General features: G+C 63.4%; 13 protein-coding genes. 9 read left to right on the top strand and 4 right to left on the bottom strand.

Features of this window, described 5'->3' with window-relative positions; translation table 11 throughout:
• The first annotated feature begins 70 nt into the window (after positions 1-70).
• From pimA to V1277_RS10980, 7 genes are all read left to right on the top strand, one after another.
• The gene (gene pimA / locus V1277_RS11010) at positions 71-1,759 is read left to right on the top strand and encodes a dicarboxylate--CoA ligase PimA (RefSeq protein WP_334416165.1); all 1,689 of its coding nucleotides are present in this window, start codon (positions 71-73) and stop codon (positions 1,757-1,759) included.
• Positions 1,760-1,937: 178 nt separating this feature from the next.
• Positions 1,938-3,128 carry a pimeloyl-CoA dehydrogenase large subunit gene (gene pimC / locus V1277_RS11005; RefSeq protein ID WP_334416163.1) on the top strand — a complete coding sequence of 397 codons (1,191 nt, stop codon included), beginning with the start codon at positions 1,938-1,940 and terminating at the stop codon, positions 3,126-3,128.
• 187 nt (positions 3,129-3,315) lie between these two features.
• A complete protein-coding gene (gene pimD / locus V1277_RS11000) occupies positions 3,316-4,455 on the top strand; it encodes a pimeloyl-CoA dehydrogenase small subunit (RefSeq protein ID WP_334416162.1) in 1,140 nt (379 codons plus the stop codon).
• Between the two features lie 128 nt (positions 4,456-4,583).
• On the top strand, positions 4,584-5,357 hold the full coding sequence (locus tag V1277_RS10995) for an SDR family NAD(P)-dependent oxidoreductase (RefSeq protein ID WP_334416161.1): 774 nt from the start codon (positions 4,584-4,586) through the stop codon (positions 5,355-5,357).
• A 250-nt stretch (positions 5,358-5,607) separates the two neighbouring features.
• Complete coding sequence (gene glpK / locus V1277_RS10990; RefSeq protein ID WP_334416160.1) at positions 5,608-7,110, top strand: glycerol kinase GlpK; 1,503 nt, start codon at positions 5,608-5,610, stop codon at positions 7,108-7,110.
• A gap of 6 nt (positions 7,111-7,116) precedes the next feature.
• Complete coding sequence (locus V1277_RS10985; protein WP_334416158.1) at positions 7,117-7,710, top strand: GNAT family N-acetyltransferase; 594 nt, start codon at positions 7,117-7,119, stop codon at positions 7,708-7,710.
• Between the two features lie 12 nt (positions 7,711-7,722).
• On the top strand, positions 7,723-8,013 hold the full coding sequence (locus V1277_RS10980; RefSeq protein WP_334416157.1) for a hypothetical protein: 291 nt from the start codon (positions 7,723-7,725) through the stop codon (positions 8,011-8,013).
• 50 nt (positions 8,014-8,063) lie between these two features.
• On the opposite strand, the gene V1277_RS10975 is transcribed toward V1277_RS10980, so the two are convergent.
• The gene (locus V1277_RS10975; RefSeq protein WP_334416156.1) at positions 8,064-8,453 is read right to left on the bottom strand and encodes a DUF6636 domain-containing protein; all 390 of its coding nucleotides are present in this window, start codon (positions 8,451-8,453) and stop codon (positions 8,064-8,066) included.
• A 211-nt stretch (positions 8,454-8,664) separates the two neighbouring features.
• Between V1277_RS10975 and V1277_RS10970 the strand changes: the two genes are divergently transcribed.
• Positions 8,665-9,294, top strand: coding sequence for a glutathione S-transferase family protein (locus V1277_RS10970; protein ID WP_334416155.1), 630 nt, complete (start codon positions 8,665-8,667; stop codon positions 9,292-9,294).
• A gap of 199 nt (positions 9,295-9,493) precedes the next feature.
• On the opposite strand, the gene maiA is transcribed toward V1277_RS10970, so the two are convergent.
• From maiA to metF, 3 genes are all read right to left on the bottom strand, one after another.
• Positions 9,494-10,153, bottom strand: a complete 660-nt coding sequence (gene maiA / locus V1277_RS10965) for a maleylacetoacetate isomerase (RefSeq protein ID WP_334416154.1) — start codon at positions 10,151-10,153, stop codon at positions 9,494-9,496.
• A gap of 385 nt (positions 10,154-10,538) precedes the next feature.
• Positions 10,539-14,420, bottom strand: a complete 3,882-nt coding sequence (gene metH, locus V1277_RS10960; RefSeq protein ID WP_442894470.1) for a methionine synthase — start codon at positions 14,418-14,420, stop codon at positions 10,539-10,541.
• A gap of 4 nt (positions 14,421-14,424) precedes the next feature.
• The gene (metF, locus tag V1277_RS10955) at positions 14,425-15,339 is read right to left on the bottom strand and encodes a methylenetetrahydrofolate reductase [NAD(P)H] (protein ID WP_334416153.1); all 915 of its coding nucleotides are present in this window, start codon (positions 15,337-15,339) and stop codon (positions 14,425-14,427) included.
• Between the two features lie 382 nt (positions 15,340-15,721).
• Here metF and V1277_RS10950 point away from each other — a divergent pair, with 382 nt between their 5' ends.
• Positions 15,722-16,741 carry an LLM class flavin-dependent oxidoreductase gene (locus V1277_RS10950; protein WP_334416152.1) on the top strand — a complete coding sequence of 340 codons (1,020 nt, stop codon included), beginning with the start codon at positions 15,722-15,724 and terminating at the stop codon, positions 16,739-16,741.
• Positions 16,742-16,895: the final 154 nt, after the last annotated feature.

Below are 16,895 nucleotides of genomic sequence, written 5' to 3'. Positions count from 1 at the left end.
CCCAGCCCTTCCCCGCAAGGGGGAAGGGAGCCTATCCGCTCGTGCCTGCCTCACTCGTTGCGAGGCATCCATGACCCATCCCGGCGAGCAGTTCTATCCGCAAGGCGTCCGCTGGGACGATCAGATCGCGCGCGGTACGCTGCCGGAGCTATTGTCGACAGCCGCCGCCGAGTTCGCCTCGCGGCCGGCCATCGAATTCCGCGACCGGCCGATCAGCTACGGCGAACTCGAAGCGTTGGTGGAGACCGCCGCCAGCGCCTTCCTCCGAGCGGGCTACGGCAAGAACAGTTCGGTCGCGCTGTTCCTCGGCAATTCGCCGGATCACCCGATCAATTTCTTCGGTGCGCTGAAGGCCGGTGCCCGCGTCGTGCATCTGTCGCCGCTCGACGGCGAGATCGCGCTGTCGCACAAGCTTTCGGACTCCGGCGCGCGCGTGCTGGTCACCAGCAATCTGTCGGCGCTATTGCCGACCGCGCTGAAATTTCTCGCTCACGGACTGCTCGATCGCCTGATCGTTTGCGAGGACGATCATTGGGGCAAGGTCGGCACGCCGCAAGCGGCGCTGCCGGATAATCCGAAAATCGTCACCTACAAGAAATTCACTGACGGTGCAGCAAAACCGGCGCAATGGCCCGCGATCTCGGCCGACGACGTCGCACTGCTGCAATATACCGGCGGCACCACCGGTCTGCCCAAGGGCGCGATGCTCAGCCACAGCAATCTGACCTCGGCGGTGTCGATCTACGACGTCTGGGGCAAGCCGTCGCGCGCCGAGCGCAACGCGGTCGAGCGCATGATTTGCGTGCTGCCGCTGTTTCATATCTATGCGCTGACGGTGGTGCTGCTGTCGTCGATCCGGCGCGGCAATCTGATCTCGCTGCATCAGCGTTTCGACGTCGAGGCCGTGATGCGCGACATCGAGGTCAAGCGCGCCACCGTTTTCCCCGGCGTGCCGACCATGTGGATCGCGATCGCAGCTCTGCCGGACCTCGACAAGCGCGATCTGTCTTCGCTGGTCAGCGTTGGTTCGGGCGGTGCACCGCTGCCGGTTGAAGTCGCACGGATCCTGGAGCGCAGGGTCGGCATGAAGCTGAAGAGCGGTTGGGGCATGACGGAAACCTGCTCGCCCGGCACCGCACACCCGAAGGAGGGGCCCGACAAGCCCGGCTCGATCGGCCTGACGCTGCCCGGCATCGAGATGGACGTGGTGTCGCTGGAGGATCCGACCAAATTGATGCCGGTGGGCGAAACCGGCGAAATCCGCATCCGCGGTCCGAACGTCACCAAGGGATACTGGAACCGGCCGAAGGAAACCGCGGAAGCCTTTGTTGGCGACCGTTTTCTCACCGGTGATATCGGCTACATGGACGCCGATGGCTATTTCTACCTGGTCGACCGCAAGAAGGACATGATCATCTCGGGCGGCTTCAACGTCTATCCGCAGATGATCGAGCAGGCGATCTATACGCATCCTGCCGTGCAGGAAGTGATCGTGATCGGCATCCCGGACGACTACCGCGGCGAGGCGGCAAAGGCGTTCATCAAGTTGCGCGCAGATGCAAAGCCGTTCACGCTGGATGAACTGCGCGCCTTCCTCACCGGCAAGCTCGGCAAGCACGAACTTCCCGCCGCGCTCGATTTCGTCAGCGAACTGCCGCGCACGCCGGTCGGCAAACTGTCGCGCCACGAATTGCGCATGCAGCAGCCGTCGCAGGCTGCGCCATCGAAACAACAAGCCGTATCAGGAGGTCGTTCCTAAACTCCGCCGTCGTCCCGGCCTTGAGCCGGGACCCATACGCCGCGGCCTCGCTTGGGGCGCTTGGGGAGACGGCTTTGGTCATACGACGACCGGTGGTTATGGGTCCCTGCGTTCGCAGGGACGACGAGGCAGAAAGTTCGCGTTACCAAAGAGTCTAATTCGCTCACAGGAGGATCCGATGGATCTCGCTTTCAGCAAGGAAGAAATCGCGTTTCGTGAAGAGGTGAGAGCCTTCTTCAGGGACAACGTACCGCCGGAAACGCGGCGCAAGATGGTCGAGGGCCGTCATCTCTCCAAGGACGAGATGGTCGCCTGGTGGCGCATCCTGAACAAGAAGGGCTGGGGCGTCTCGCACTGGCCGAAGGAATATGGCGGCACCGGCTGGAGCTCGGTGCAGCAGTACATTTTCAACGAAGAGCTGCAGATGCATCCGGCGCCGGCGCCGCTCGCCTTCGGCGTCAGCATGGTCGGGCCGGTCATCTACACTTTCGGCAACGAGAAGCAGAAGCAGCATTATCTGCCGCGCATCGCCAATGTCGATGACTGGTGGTGCCAGGGCTTCTCGGAGCCGGGCTCGGGATCTGACCTCGCCTCGCTGAAGACCAAGGCCGAGCGCAAGGGCGACAAGTACATCATCAACGGCCAGAAGACCTGGACCACGCTGGCCCAGCACGCCGACATGATCTTCTGCCTGTGCCGCACCGACACGTCAGCGAAGAAGCAGATGGGCATCTCCTTCATCGTGTTCAGCATGAAGTCGAAGGGCGTCACCGTGCGTCCGATCGAGACCATCGACGGTGGCCACGAGGTCAACGAAGTGTTCTTCGACGACGTCGAGGTGCCGGTCGAGAACCTGATCGGCGAGGAGAACAAGGGCTGGGATTACGCAAAATTCCTGCTCGGCAATGAGCGCACCGGCATCGCCCGCGTCGGCGTCTCCAAGGAGCGGCTGCGCCGCATCAAGGAGCTCGCCTCCAAGGTCGAATCGAACGGCAAGCCCGTGATCGAGGACCAGGCTTTCCGCGAAAAGCTGGCGGCCTGCGAGATCGAGTTGAAGGCGCTCGAACTGACGCAGCTCCGCGTCGTCGCGGACGAAGGCAAACACGGCAAGGGCAAGCCCAACCCGGCGTCTTCGGTCCTGAAGATCAAGGGCTCGGAAATCCAGCAGACCACCACCGAACTTCTGATGGAAGTGATCGGCCCGTTCGCAGCTCCCTACGACGAGCACGGCGACGACGCCTCCAACGAAACCATGGACTGGACCGCCCAGATCGCGCCGAGCTATTTCAACAACCGCAAGGTCTCGATCTACGGCGGCTCCAACGAGATCCAGCGCAACATCATCACCAAGGCGGTGCTGGGGCTGTAGGCAAGATAGCGCCACAACAACGCACGTCGTCCCCGCGAAAGCGGGGACCCAGTACGCCGCGGCGGTCGTGATTCACGAAGAACGCCGGTGAATACTGGATCCCCGCATTCGCGGGGATGACGACTGGGGGTGGGGCGCGGATGCCCGCGCATGACGACGAATTTGGTTAGCCGGAGAAAGAAACAACATGGATTTTGATTTGTCCGAGGAGCAGCGGCTTCTCAAGGAAAGCGTCGACGGTCTGCTGACCGATTCCTACGATTTCGATGCGCGCAAGAAGTACCAGAAGGAGAAGGGCGGCTGGAGCAAGGCCGTCTGGGGCAAGCTCGCCGAGCAGGGCCTGCTGGGCCTGCCGTTCGCGGAAGCCGATGGCGGCTTCGGCGCCGGCGCGGTCGAAACCATGATCGTGATGGAAGCGCTCGGCAGGGCGCTAGTGCTGGAGCCGTATCTCGCCACCGTGGTGGTCGGCGGCGGCTTCCTGCGCCATGGCGGCTCGGCCGAGCAGAAAGCCGCGCACATCCCCGGCATCATCGACGGCAGCAAGACCTTTGCTTTCGCGCAGCTCGAGAAGAACTCGCGCTACGATCTCGCCGACGTCTCGACCACAGCCAAGAGGAAGGACGGGGCTTACGTGATCGACGGTGAAAAATTCGTCGTGCTCAACGGCGAGAATGCCGACACGCTGATCGTGACCGCGCGCACCAAGGGCAACCGGCACGACAAGACCGGCATCGGCGTGTTTCTCGTGCCGGCCAACGCCAAGGGTGTCACCCGCAAGGGCTATCCGACCCAGGACGGGCTGCATGCCGCCGACATCACCTTCACCGGCGTCGAGGTTGGCAGCGACGCCGCGATCGGCGATCCCGAGAACGGCTTGCCGCTGATCGAGCGCGTGGTCGATGAAGCCCGCACCGCGATGTGCGCGGAAGCCGTTGGCGCGATGGATGAATCGCTGAAGACGACCGTCGAGTATCTCAAGACGCGAAAACAGTTCGGCGTGCCGATCGGCAGCTTCCAGACCCTGCAGCATCGCGCCGCCGACATGTTCGTCGCCCTCGAGCAGGCTCGCAGCATGTCGATGTTCGCGACCATGGCGGCCGATTTCGAAAACGCCAAGGAGCGCGCGACCGCGGTTGCCGCTGCCAAGGTGCAGATCGGGAAGTCTGGAAAGTTCATCGGCCAACAGTCGATCCAGCTCCACGGCGGCATCGGCATGACCCAGGAAGCCAAGATCGGCCACTACTTCAAGCGCCTGACCATGATCGAGAATACGTTTGGCGACACCGACTACCACCTCCGCCGCGTCGCGGAAGGTGGGTTGGTGTAACACCCTCCGTCATTCCGGGGCGCGCATTAGCGCGAACCCGGAATCTCGCGCCGACAACTTCTGGATTCCGGGTCTGCGCCTTGCGGCGCATCCCGGAATGACGTGCCAGATTCAGGGAACAACCAACAATGAAAAACACCCCGTTCGATCTCGCCGGCAAGGTCGCCGTCGTTACCGGCTCCAGCCGCGGCATCGGCCGCTCCTCCGCCGAACTGCTGGCAAAACTCGGGGCCAAGGTCGTGATCTCCAGCCGCAAGGCGGATGCCTGCCAGGAAGTGGCCGAAGGCATCAAAAAGGCCGGCGGCGACGCCCATGTCATTCCCTGCAACATCTCGCGCCGCGAGGAAGTCGAGGCGCTGATATCGGGCACGACAAAGCATTACGGCAAGGTCGATATCCTCGTCTGCAACGCCGCGGTGAACCCCTATTACGGCCCGCTGCTCGATATCAAGGACGAGGCCTTCGACAAGATCATGGGCAGTAACGTCAAGAGCAACATCTGGCTCTGCGCGCTGGCGATCCCGCAGATGGCGGAGCGCGGCAACGGCTCGGTGGTGATTATCTCGTCCATCGGCGGCATGCGCGGCTCCACCGTGATCGGCGCCTACGGCATTTCGAAAGCGGCGGATTTCGCACTCTGCCGCAGCCTTGCCGGCGAATGGGGCCCGAAGGGAGTTCGCGTCAACTGTGTGGCGCCGGGCCTCGTGAAAACCGATTTCGCCCGCGCGCTGTGGGAAGACGCCGAAAATCTCAAACGCCGCACCGCCACCACGCCGCTGCGCCGGATCGGCGAGCCGGATGAGATCGCCGGCGCGGTCGCCTATCTGGCCTCCGATGCCTCCACCTTCATGACCGGCCAGACCATCGTGGTCGACGGCGGTGTGACCACGGCGTCGGTGTGATCTCTCACCCTCCCCTGGAGGGGGAGGGTCGGCTCGTATGGAGCGAAGCGGAATGCGAGACGGGGTGGGGTGATCTCTCAACTCGGGCACTGATCGAGAGGATAGACCGTCACCCCACCCCGCCGCTCATTTCATGAGCGTCGACCCTCCCCCTCCAGGGGAGGGTGAAGTGCTATCGTCCCCATATTGACGAACCTTTCCCAATCGGATTGCCTCTCCGCACCCAACAATCCTTCGGGGAAGCAACGTCATGTCCTTTGTGCTGGCCATCGATCAGGGCACCACGTCCTCGCGCGCCATGGTGTTCCGCAGCGATATTTCCATCGCCGCCACGGCGCAGCAGGAATTCCCGCAGCATTTTCCCGCGTCGGGCTGGGTCGAGCACGAGCCGGAGGACATCTGGACTTCGACGGTGACGGTCTGCCGCGAGGCGCTGGAAAAGGCCGGCCTGAAAGCAAAAGACATCGCCGCGATCGGCATCACCAACCAGCGCGAGACCACGGTGGTGTGGGACCGCGCCACGGGGCAGGCGGTACACCGCGCCATCGTCTGGCAGGACCGCCGCACTGCTGACATCTGCGCCAGGTTGAAGAGCGAAGGCCACGAGCCCGCGATTTCGGCCAAGACCGGCCTGATCATCGATCCCTATTTTTCGGGGACAAAAGTTGCCTGGATCCTCGATCACGTCCCGGGCGCGCGCGAACGCGCCGGCCGCGGTGAACTGATGTTCGGCACCGTCGATTGCTATCTGCTGTGGCGGCTGACCGGCGGCAAGGTGCACGTCACCGACGCCACCAACGCCTCGCGCACGCTGCTGTTCAACATCCACACCGGCGACTGGGACGACGAGCTCCTGAAAATCCTGCGCGTGCCGCGCTCGATGCTGCCCGAGGTCAAGGATTCCTCCGCCAAATTCGGCGAAACCGTGCCCGACCTGTTCGGCGGCCCGATCGCAATATCCGGCATTGCCGGCGACCAGCAGGCCGCAACCATCGGCCAGGCCTGTTTCACGCCCGGCATGATCAAGTCGACCTACGGCACCGGCTGCTTTGCGCTGCTCAACACCGGCGCCACGCCGGTGGCCTCCAAAAACAAGCTGCTCACCACCATCGCCTATCAATTGAACGGCAAGCGCACCTACGCGCTCGAAGGCTCGATCTTCGTCGCGGGCTCGGCGGTGCAATGGCTGCGCGACGGCCTCGGCATCATCAAGCAGGCCTCCGAAACCGGCCCGCTCGCCGACAAGTCCGATTCCATGCAAAGCGTCTATCTGGTGCCGGCCTTCGTTGGCCTCGGCGCGCCGTACTGGAATCCGCGCGTACGTGGCGCGCTGTTCGGCCTGACCCGCAACACCGGTCCGGCCGAACTCGCCCATGCCGCCCTCGAAAGCGTCTGCTACCAGACCTTCGACCTCTGGGCCGCCATGCGCGCCGATTGGCCGGACGCAACCGTCGCCAACATCGTGCTCCGCGTCGACGGCGGCATGACGGCGTCGGACTGGACCATGCAGCGCCTCGCAGACTTGCTGGATGCACCGGTCGACCGGCCGAAGATCCAGGAGACCACAGCGTTAGGCGCTGCGTATCTCGCCGGGTTGAACGCCGGCGTCTATCCCGAGCCGGCAAGATTCGCCGACAACTGGCGGCTCGAACACCGCTTCAAACCAGCGATGAGCAAGGCGACGCGCGAGCGGAAGCTTGCGGGTTGGGCGAGGGCGGTGAAGGGCGTGCTGGCAAGCGATGAAGGGGAGTGACGTCAGTTGACAGTGCCTGACGGCTATTCGGACATCCCCGCCGGCAAGATCGCCGCTATCGTCACGCATCTGGAGATGACTGAACGGCCCGCGCCGCGTCCCGATCCCGCGGGCGCATGGTCGCTGCGTCGGGTGGAGATCCCGCCGCTCGATTGGTTTCGCGATCTCTATCGTCGCGTCGGCGAGGAATGGCTGTGGTTCTCGCGAAACCAGATGCCCGATGCCGAACTCGCGGCACGGCTCCATTCGCCGCAGCTCGAAGTCTACGCGATGATCGATGACGGCCGCGACGAGGGGTTGCTCGAACTGGATTTACGCATCCTCGGCCATTGCGAGATCGCCATGTTCGGTGTCACCGCAAAACTGGTCGGCACCGGTGCCGGCCGCTGGCTGATGAACCGCGCGCTGGAGCTGGCTTGGTCGCGGCCGGTGGAGCGCGTCTGGCTGCATACCTGCACCTTTGACCATCCGCGTGCGCTCGCGTTTTATCAGCGTTCCGGCTTTCGCCCTTTTCGCCGGCAGATCGTAAGCGGCGACGATCCCCGCCTTGACGGCACCGCGCCGCGCGATGTGGCGAAGCATGTGCCGGTGATTGAGTAGTAGGGAGGAGCCATGTCGCTTTTTTCGTTTGATTTACCGGTGGACTTCGCGGACTACGAATGGGAAGTCGAGACGAAAGGTTGGTTTTCCGAGGCACGGATCATTATTTCAGGGAAGCGATACCGCTTGAGCTTCTACGACCCTGCGCGCCTTGGCCAGGAGATAGAAGACGAACTCCAGCGTGACGGCGCGTTTTTTGAGCCGAACTTGGTGATTGTACAATCCGTAACAAGAGCAAATATGGAGCGAGCTGCGGTCCTGTTGGCGCAGTCAAGTCGGGTGGCCGGCCTTGTCGAGGAATAGCGTAACGTAATGTCTGAGGAGCCCGAATTGCGCCAGATGTTTCCGTGACCTCAAAACATTTCCTGCTTCACTCTTGCCAGCGCGAACCCGCGTCGGTCCGTGTTGAAGCACGTCACGCCCGCCTGCTCCGACTTGCATGTGAACCCGCCGCGCTGCCACACCTCGCCATAGCCCAGAACCGGCAGCGATTTTTCCATCACGGTGTCACCATGGCAGATGCGGGCGGCCGGGCCTTTGGCGTTCATCTCGAAGGCGTTGCCATAGTCGAGTTCGCAATCGGCGGGGCGACGCGGCTTGGTGTCCATCGCGCTGATGTCGCAGCGGAGCACGTTTTGCTTGTCGTAATCGAAATACTGGCAGGCGATGTTTTTCGACGGCGACTGGAAGCCAGTGGGGGCGGTTTGGGCGTGGGCTGCGTCGGCAATCATCAGGCCGGACAACGCGAGGAGGACTAGCCGCGGGCGCATGACATGACTCGTGGGTTGCATTACTGACCAGCGTACTTAGGATGGTGTGCAGCGCAACCCCCAAAGCAAACCTCGTCATGCCCGGGCTTGACCCGGGGCATCCATCACTCTTCGGAAGAATCTTTCCAAGGAGGATGGATGGCCGGGGCAAGCCCGGCCATGACGAGCGGAGAGCACAACAACCATGATCCTGATCGGCCAATTCGACTCCCCCTTCGTCCGCCGCGTCGCCATCGCGATGCGGCTGTATGGCATCGCCTTCGAGCACAAGCCGTGGTCAACCTTCGGTGATGCCGACAAGATCGCGGCCTATAATCCGCTGCGCCGGGTGCCGACGCTGGTGCTGGATAGCGGGGAAGCGCTGATCGAGAGCGCGATGATCCTGGATTATCTCGACGATCGCGTCGGCCCCGAGAAGGCGATGATCGCGCGCGGCGGCGAGGCGCGCTGGCGGCATTGGCGGATCTGCGCGCTGGCGATGGGGCTCGGCGACAAGGGCGTCAGCCTGCTCTACGAGCGCGTGCTGCGCAAGGAGCAGCTCGATCTCTGGGTCGAGCGCTGCAAGGCACAGATCGCGGGCGTGCTGGAGGTGCTGGAGAATGAGCGCGCCTCGGTCAAAACGCCGTATTGGTTCGGCGAGCGCGCCGGGCACGCGGATATCGCGGTGGCCTGCGTGCTGCGCTTCGTCGGCGAGGCGCATCCGGAGCTGTTCGACGCCAGCTATCGGGCGCTGAAAGCGCATTCTGCTACTTGCGAGGCGCTGCCGCCGTTTAAGGAAATCGTGCAGCCGCTGGCCCCGCCGAGCGGCGATTGAGCTGGACGGGGCCCGGCCACGGCCGCGGAGCCAGCCCAATCCTACTTTGCATGGGGTTGTTTTCGCGATTTTTTCAGCAGCCGCTGGCCGCGCCGAAGGGGTGAGGGGCTTTGGTGGGTGGGCAAAGCGCAGCGTGCCCACCATCAAGGATGGTCTGCCGATAAATGGTGGGCACGGCGCAAGCGCGCCTTTGCCCACCCTACTTCACCCGCATCGCCTCCGGTGTGTCCGGCTGCGCCAGCGGATGCGCTTTTTCAAATTCCGGCAGCGCCATCGCGGTCTCGAAAATGCGCTTCACGGTCGGATAGGTCGTCAGATTGACCTGCTGGTTCAGGGCAGCGGTGACATGGCCGACCATGCAGATGTCGGCGATTGTCGGCGCATCGCCATGACAGAATTTTTCGGTATCCTTGTTATCAGCAAGGTGCCCCTCCAGCGCTGCCAGCGTCTCGGCGATCCAGTGCCGCCGCCACGCCGCCTGCTGCGTATCGCGCAGATTCAGCTCGTGGTCGAGATAGCGCCGCACCCGCGGCGTCAGCAACGGATGGCCCTCGCAGGCAACCATCAGCGCCAGCGCGCGGACGCGGGCGCGGCCAGCGGGCTCGGAGGGCAGCAGCGGCGGAGAGGGATATTTCTCGTCGAGATATTCGAGGATGGCGAGCGACTGGAACAGCGTGGTGCCGTCGTCCTCGACCAGCGCCGGCAGCGCCATCTGCGGGTTGATCCGGCGATACTCGGGATCGCGATGCGCGTTGGCGTCGAGGTCGACGAAGATCACTTCGACCGGAACATTTTTCAGATTGAGCGCGATGCGAACGCGAAAGCTCGCCAGCGATCGCCAGAAGGAGAAGAATTTCATGGGGGCACTCTCCGGCGTCATGCCCGGGCGTGCCGCCTCCGCTAAAGCTTCGGCGCGCCAGCACAGGAAAGCCGCGGCGAAGCCTTGGCGGAGCCGGGATCCGGGCATCCGTCACCTCGCAAGAGGATTGTGAAGATGGATCACCGGGTCAAGCCCGGCGATGACGAGTTGTTGTTGTGACGGCGGCTCTTGCTTACCCTCCCCTGGAGGGGTCCGAGACGAGCGAAGCTCGCTCGTGGGTCGACGCTCATGCAATGAGCGGCGGGGTGGGGTGACGGTCTCTCCACGTCCAACAGTGCCCGAGCGGAGAGATCACCCCACCCCGTCTCACATTTCGCTTTGCTCAATGTGAGCCGACCCTCCCCCTCCAGGGGAGGGTGAAAGCTCAGCCCGCGCCCACGGCCTTCTTGCGCCAGGCAAGATGCACGGCGCAGGCGCATCCGGGCGGGTGCGAGGCCAAATCCTTGGAGGTCACGTCGTTGGCGGGAACGGCCGCGATCGGCGGTAGCTCTTTCGCCGCCACCCGTTCCTGCGACGGAATGTAGTTCAACACCGGGGCCAGCCAGCGCTCGGTCTCGGCGACGCTCATGCCCTTGCGCGCGGCATAGTCCTCGACCTGGTCTCGCTCGATCTTGCCGACGCCGAAATAGAAGCTTTCGGGATGGGAGAAGTAAAGCCCTGATACCGACGAGCCCGGCCACATCGCAAAGCTCTCGGTCAGCTTCACGCCGGCGGTTTTTTGAGCATCCAGCAGGCGGAACAGCGTCGCCTTCTCGGTGTGGTCGGGCTGCGCGGGATAGCCGGGCGCCGGGCGGATGCCGGCGTATTGCTCCAGGATCAACTGGTCGGAGCTCAGCGCCTCATCCGGCGCATAACCCCAGAACTCCTTGCGGACGCGCTGATGCATCCGCTCGGCGAAGGCTTCCGCGAGGCGATCGGCCAGCGCCTTGCACAGGATCGAGGAGTAATCGTCATTGGCGTTCTTGAAGCGGTCGGCGACCGCGTCCTCGCCGATTCCTGCCGTGACGACAAAGCCGCCGATATAGTCTGATACGCCCGACGACGCAGGCGCGATGAAATCCGACAATGCGGCGTTGAAGCGGCCTTCGCGCTTCTCCAACTGCTGGCGCAGCGTATGGAACGTCGCGATCTTCTGCTTGCGGCTGTCGTCGGCATAAACCGCGATATCGTCGCCCTCGGTATTGGCCGGCCAGAAGCCTATGGTCGCGCGCGCGGTGAACCATTTCTCCTTGATGATGCGATCGAGCATCTTGCGTGCGTCGTCATAGAGCGAGCGTGCGACCTCGCCGATCTTGGGATCGTCGAGAATGGCCGGGAAACGCCCGGTCAATTCCCAGGTTTGGAAGAACGGCGTCCAGTCGATGTATTCGGCAAGCTCGGCCAGATCATAGGCGTCAAAACCCTTGAGCCCCAGGAACGACGGCTTCTTCGGCGGCGTTCTCACAAAGTCGGCCTTGACCGCATTGGCGCGGGCATCCGCCAGCTTCAGCCGCTTCTTGTCGGCCTGCGCGCGCAGATGCGCCGCGGAAATCTTGGCGTATTCGGCGCGGATGTCGGCGGCATAGGCCTCGCGCTTGTCCGGCGAGAGCAGCGACGACGCGACGCCGACGGCGCGGCTCGCGTCATTGACGTGAACAACCGGCCCGCCCTTATAGTTCGGGTCGATCTTGACCGCGGTATGGACGCGGCTCGTCGTCGCGCCGCCGATCAACAGCGGCATCTTCATGCCCTGCCGTTCCATCTCGCCGGCCAGAAAGCTCATTTCGTCGAGCGAGGGCGTGATCAGGCCCGATAGCCCGATGATGTCGGCGCCTTCCGCTTTCGCCGTCTCGATGATCTTGGTCGCGGGCACCATGACGCCGAGGTCGATCACCTCGAAATTGTTACATTGCAGCACGATGCCGACGATGTTCTTGCCGATGTCGTGGACGTCGCCCTTGACAGTCGCCAGCACGATCTTGCCGGCAGCGTTGCGGCCGTCGCCGGTGACGCCATTGGCGAGGTTGCGCGCCTTCTCCTCTTCCATGAACGGCATCAGATAGGCGACCGCCTGCTTCATCACGCGTGCCGATTTCACCACCTGCGGCAGGAACATTTTGCCGTCGCCGAAGAGGTCGCCGACGATGTTCATGCCGGCCATCAGCGGCCCCTCGATGACATTCAGCGGGCGTTCGACCGTCAGCCGAGCGGCCTCGGTGTCTTCTTCGATGAATTCGGTGATGCCGTGCACCAGCGCGTGGCTCAGCCGCTTTTCGATCGGCCATTCGCGCCAGGCGAGGTCCTGCTCTTTTGTCTGCTTCTCCTTGCCGCGGAACTTTTCCGCCAGCGCCAGCAAGCGCTCGGACGCGCCGGGGTCGCGGTTGAGGATCACGTCCTCGCACACCTGCCGCAGCTCGGGATCGATATCGTCATAAACGATCATCTGCCCGGCATTGACGATGCCCATGTCCATGCCGGCGTGGATGGCGTGGTAGAGAAACACCGAATGCATCGCCTCGCGCACCGGCTCGTTGCCGCGGAACGAAAACGACAGGTTCGAGACGCCGCCGGAGACATGCGCGCCCGGCAGGTTCGTCCGGATCCAGCGCGTTGCCTCGATGAAGTCGACGCCGTAATTGTTGTGCTCTTCGAGGCCCGTCGCGATCGCAAAGATATTCGGATCGAAGATGATGTCCTCGGGCGCAAAGCCGACCTCGTTGACCAGGATGTCATAGGCGCGCTTGCAGATTTCGGTCTTGCGCGCGAACGTGTCGGCCTGGCCGATCTCGTCGAACGCCATCACCACGACGGCCGCGCCATGGCGGCGCGCGATGCGGGCTTCGTGGATGAACTTCTCCACGCCTTCCTTCATCGAGATCGAGTTCACCACCGGCTTGCCTTGAACGCATTTCAGGCCGGCCTCGATCACATGGAATTTCGAGGAGTCCACCATTACAGGCACGCGCGCGATGTCCGGCTCGGCGGCGACGAGGTTGAGGAACGTCACCATCGCGGCTTCGGAATCGAGCAGGCCCTCGTCCATGTTGACGTCGATGATCTGCGCGCCGTTCTCGACCTGGTCGCGCGCCACCTGAAGTGCCGCGGTGTAATCGCCCGCGGTGACCAGCTTGCGGAATTTCGCCGAGCCGGTGACATTGGTGCGCTCGCCGACGTTCACGAACGGAATCGCCGGCGTCAGTTCGAACGGCTCCAGCCCCGACAGCCGCAGCCGCGGCTCGATCACGGGGACGATGCGCGGCTTGTGCGGAGCGACCGCGGCCGCAATTGCGGCGATATGGTCCGGCGTGGTGCCACAGCAGCCGCCGACGATGTTGACAAGGCCCGCCTCGGCGAACTCGCCGATCAGCCGCGCCATATATTCCGGCGTCTCGTCGTACTGGCCGAATTCGTTGGGCAGGCCGGCGTTCGGATAGGCGCAGACCAGCGTGTCGGCCACGCGGCCGATATCGGCGATATGAGCGCGCAGGTCCTCGGCGCCGAGCGCGCAGTTGAAGCCGACGGTGATCGGCTTGGCGTGGCGGATCGAATTCCAGAACGCTTCCGGCAATTGGCCGGAGAGTAGGCGGCCTGATTTGTCGGTAATGGTGCCGGAGATCATCACGGGCACGTCGATGCCGCGTTCTTCGGTGATTTCCGAAATCGCGTAAAGCGCCGCCTTGGCGTTGAGCGTATCGAAAATGGTTTCGACCAGCAGCAGGTCGGCGCCGCCGTCGAGCAGGCCGTTGACCTGTTCGCCATAAGCCTTGCGCAAATCGTCGAAGGTGACGGCGCGATAGCCGGGATTGGAAACGTCGGGCGAGATCGAGGCGGTGCGATTGGTCGGGCCGAGCGCACCGGCAACGAAACGCGGTTTGCCGTCCTCGGCCGAGACGCGCTCGGCGGCGGCGCGGGCGAGTTTGGCGCCGTCACGGTTCAGCTCATAGGCGAGGTCCGACATGTCGTAGTCGGCCTGCGCGATCGAGGTGGAGGAGAACGTGTTGGTCGCGACGATGTCGGCGCCGGCGCGCAAGTAAGCGGCGTGGATATCTTCGATCGCCTCTGGCTGCGTCAGAATCAGCAAGTCGTTGTTGCCTCTGACGTCGCGATGGAAGTCCTTGAAACGCTCGCCGCGAAACGCTGTTTCGTCGAACTGCAGGCCCTGGATCATGGTGCCCATGGCGCCGTCGAGCACCAGGATGCGTTCGCGGGCGGCGGCGAGCAGGGCGGTTCGCTTCGGCGAAACCTTGGGCGAAATTGAAGAAGTCATCGGATCAGGCGGCTTTCTGTGCGCCATTGGGGCGAATGCCCAGCAGATGGCTGATCGCGAACACCAGGTCCGCGCGGTTCATGGTGTAGAAGTGAAAGGTATCGACGCCGTGCTTGGCGAGCTTTTGCACCTGGCCGGCCGCGACGGTGGCGGCGACGAGCTTGCGCGTCTCGGCGTCTTCGTCGAGGCCTTCGAACTTGTCGGCGAGCCAGTCAGGCACCGTCGTGCCGGCGCGGGTCACGAAGCTGCGCGCCTGCTTGAAATTGTGCATCGGCATGATGCCGGGGACGACCGGAATATCGATGCCGCGGGCGCGGACGCGGTCGAGGTAGCGGAAGTAGAGATCGTTATCGAAGAAAACTTGCGTAATGGCTCGCGCCGCGCCAGCGTCGACCTTGGCCTTCAGCGTGTCGATATCGGCGTCGATCGTCGGGCTCTCCGGATGTTTTTCCGGATAAGCGGACACCGAGATTTCGATATCTGGATAACGCTTCTTGATGCCTGCAATGAGATCAGGCGAACTCTGGTAGCCGTCCGGATGCGCGCGATAGGCGGTGCCGATGCCGGTGGTGGGATCGCCGCGCAACGCTACGATGTGGCGGACGCCGATCTCGTGGTAGCGCGCCACCACGTCGTCGATCTCGCCCTTGGGCGCGCCGACGCAGGTCAGGTGCGCGGCAGGCGTTAGGCGCGTCTCTTTCAGAATGCGGGCAATGGTCGAATGGGTTCGCTCGCGGGTCGATCCCCCTGCGCCATAGGTCACCGAGACGAAATTGGGGGCAAGCGGCGCCAGCCGGTTGATGGTCTCCCACAGGCTCCGCTCCATCTCTTCGGTCTTGGGCGGAAAGAACTCAAAGGAGATCTTTGGCGAATGCAGCGCGCGATGGCCGTCGAAAGCGGGGGGCGTAACCTCGGTCATGGCACTTCACAAAGCTCCGAAACGATGGGCGAACGTCAGCCGTAGCGACGATGCGCTAAAATAAGCGAAACAGGACGGGCCAAACAGCCCATTGGAGATGGGAAGTGGCCCAATATCTTAAAAATAGACGAGTTTTCTGTCTTTATCGAAGGGCTGAGTGGGCGACGCCCATGGTAAATTATGCAGCAAATACAATGGATAATAGGAGGGTTTCTGGTGAAGAGGGCGCGTTAGGTGGTGGGCACCAGTACAAATTATCAAATTTGTCACATTTCGTCCCACCCCAGCGCTGCGATATGGCGCTCTTTATCCCCACAAGCGCGGGCCTGCCCTGCGCCGGCCAGGCCTTTGTCGCCTCCCGTTGCCGCACTAGTTTAGCGCCATGATCCCGCTTTCCGTCCTCGACCTCTCCGTCGTCACCACAGGCACAAGACCCGCCGCCGCGCTGCAGAACAGCATTGATCTGGCGCGCCATGTCGATGGGCTCGGCTATGTCCGCTACTGGCTCGCCGAGCACCACAATCTGGCGTCGGTGGCGAGCCCCGCGCCTGATTTGATGATCGGGCAGATCGCCGCGGTGACCAAAAACATCCGCGTCGGCTCCGGCGGCGTGATGCTGCCCAACCATGCGCCGCTGGTGGTGGCCGAGCGTTTCAAGATGCTGGAGGCGCTGTTTCCCGGCCGCATCGATCTCGGCTTGGGCCGCGCGCCCGGCACCGATGGCGCCACCGCCCATGCGCTGCGCAGCCGGCTCGACCGCCGCGAGGGCGACGATTTTCTCGAACGGCTGAGCGAACTGGTGTTGTGGGAGACCCGCGGCTTTCCAGCCGGCCATCCCTACAACAACGTGGTGGCGATGCCGGACGATACGCCGCTGCCGCCGATCTGGCTGCTCGGCTCCTCTGACTACAGTTCGGAATTGGCGGCGCAAGTCGGCATGGGCTTCGCGTTCGCGCATCATTTTGCTTCCTACGATGCGATCGCGGCGATGACGAACTACCGCAACCATTTCAAGCCGTCCGGTTGGCGGGAGGGCCCGCACGGCATTCTGGCGGTTGCCGCAATCGCCGCCGAGACCGATGCGGAAGCCGAACAACTCGCGACCTCGATGGACCTCAACCGCCTGCGCCGCGACCGCGGACAATATCTGCCGTTGCCCAGCGTCGAGGAAGCGCTGGCTTATCCGTACACGGATGCCGAGCGCGCCTCGATCGCGCGCAACCGCTCGCGGCTGTTCGTCGGCAGCCCGGCGACCATCCTGACAAAGCTGCAGCCGATGATCGCGGCCAGCCAGCCGGATGAGCTCATGATCATCACGGCGGTCTACGACCACGACGCACGCAAGAAGTCGTATAGTTTGTTGGCCGACGCGTTCGGGTTGGGCAAGAAGGCTGCCGCGTAAAGACTGTCGTCTCTGCGAACGCAGGGACCTATAGCCACCGAATGCAATTGTTTTAGCGAACGTCAGCCACCGCGCTTCATCGATAGATCACGCGGTATGGGTCCCTGCGTTCGCAGGGACGACGCGTGGAAAGGGCCGCGCACTTACCTCAATC

Origin of the sequence: Bradyrhizobium sp. AZCC 1588 (genome assembly GCF_036924735.1) — a bacterium.
Lineage (GTDB): Bacteria > Pseudomonadota > Alphaproteobacteria > Rhizobiales > Xanthobacteraceae > Bradyrhizobium.
This window is presented reverse-complemented; position numbering and strand designations above follow the sequence as displayed.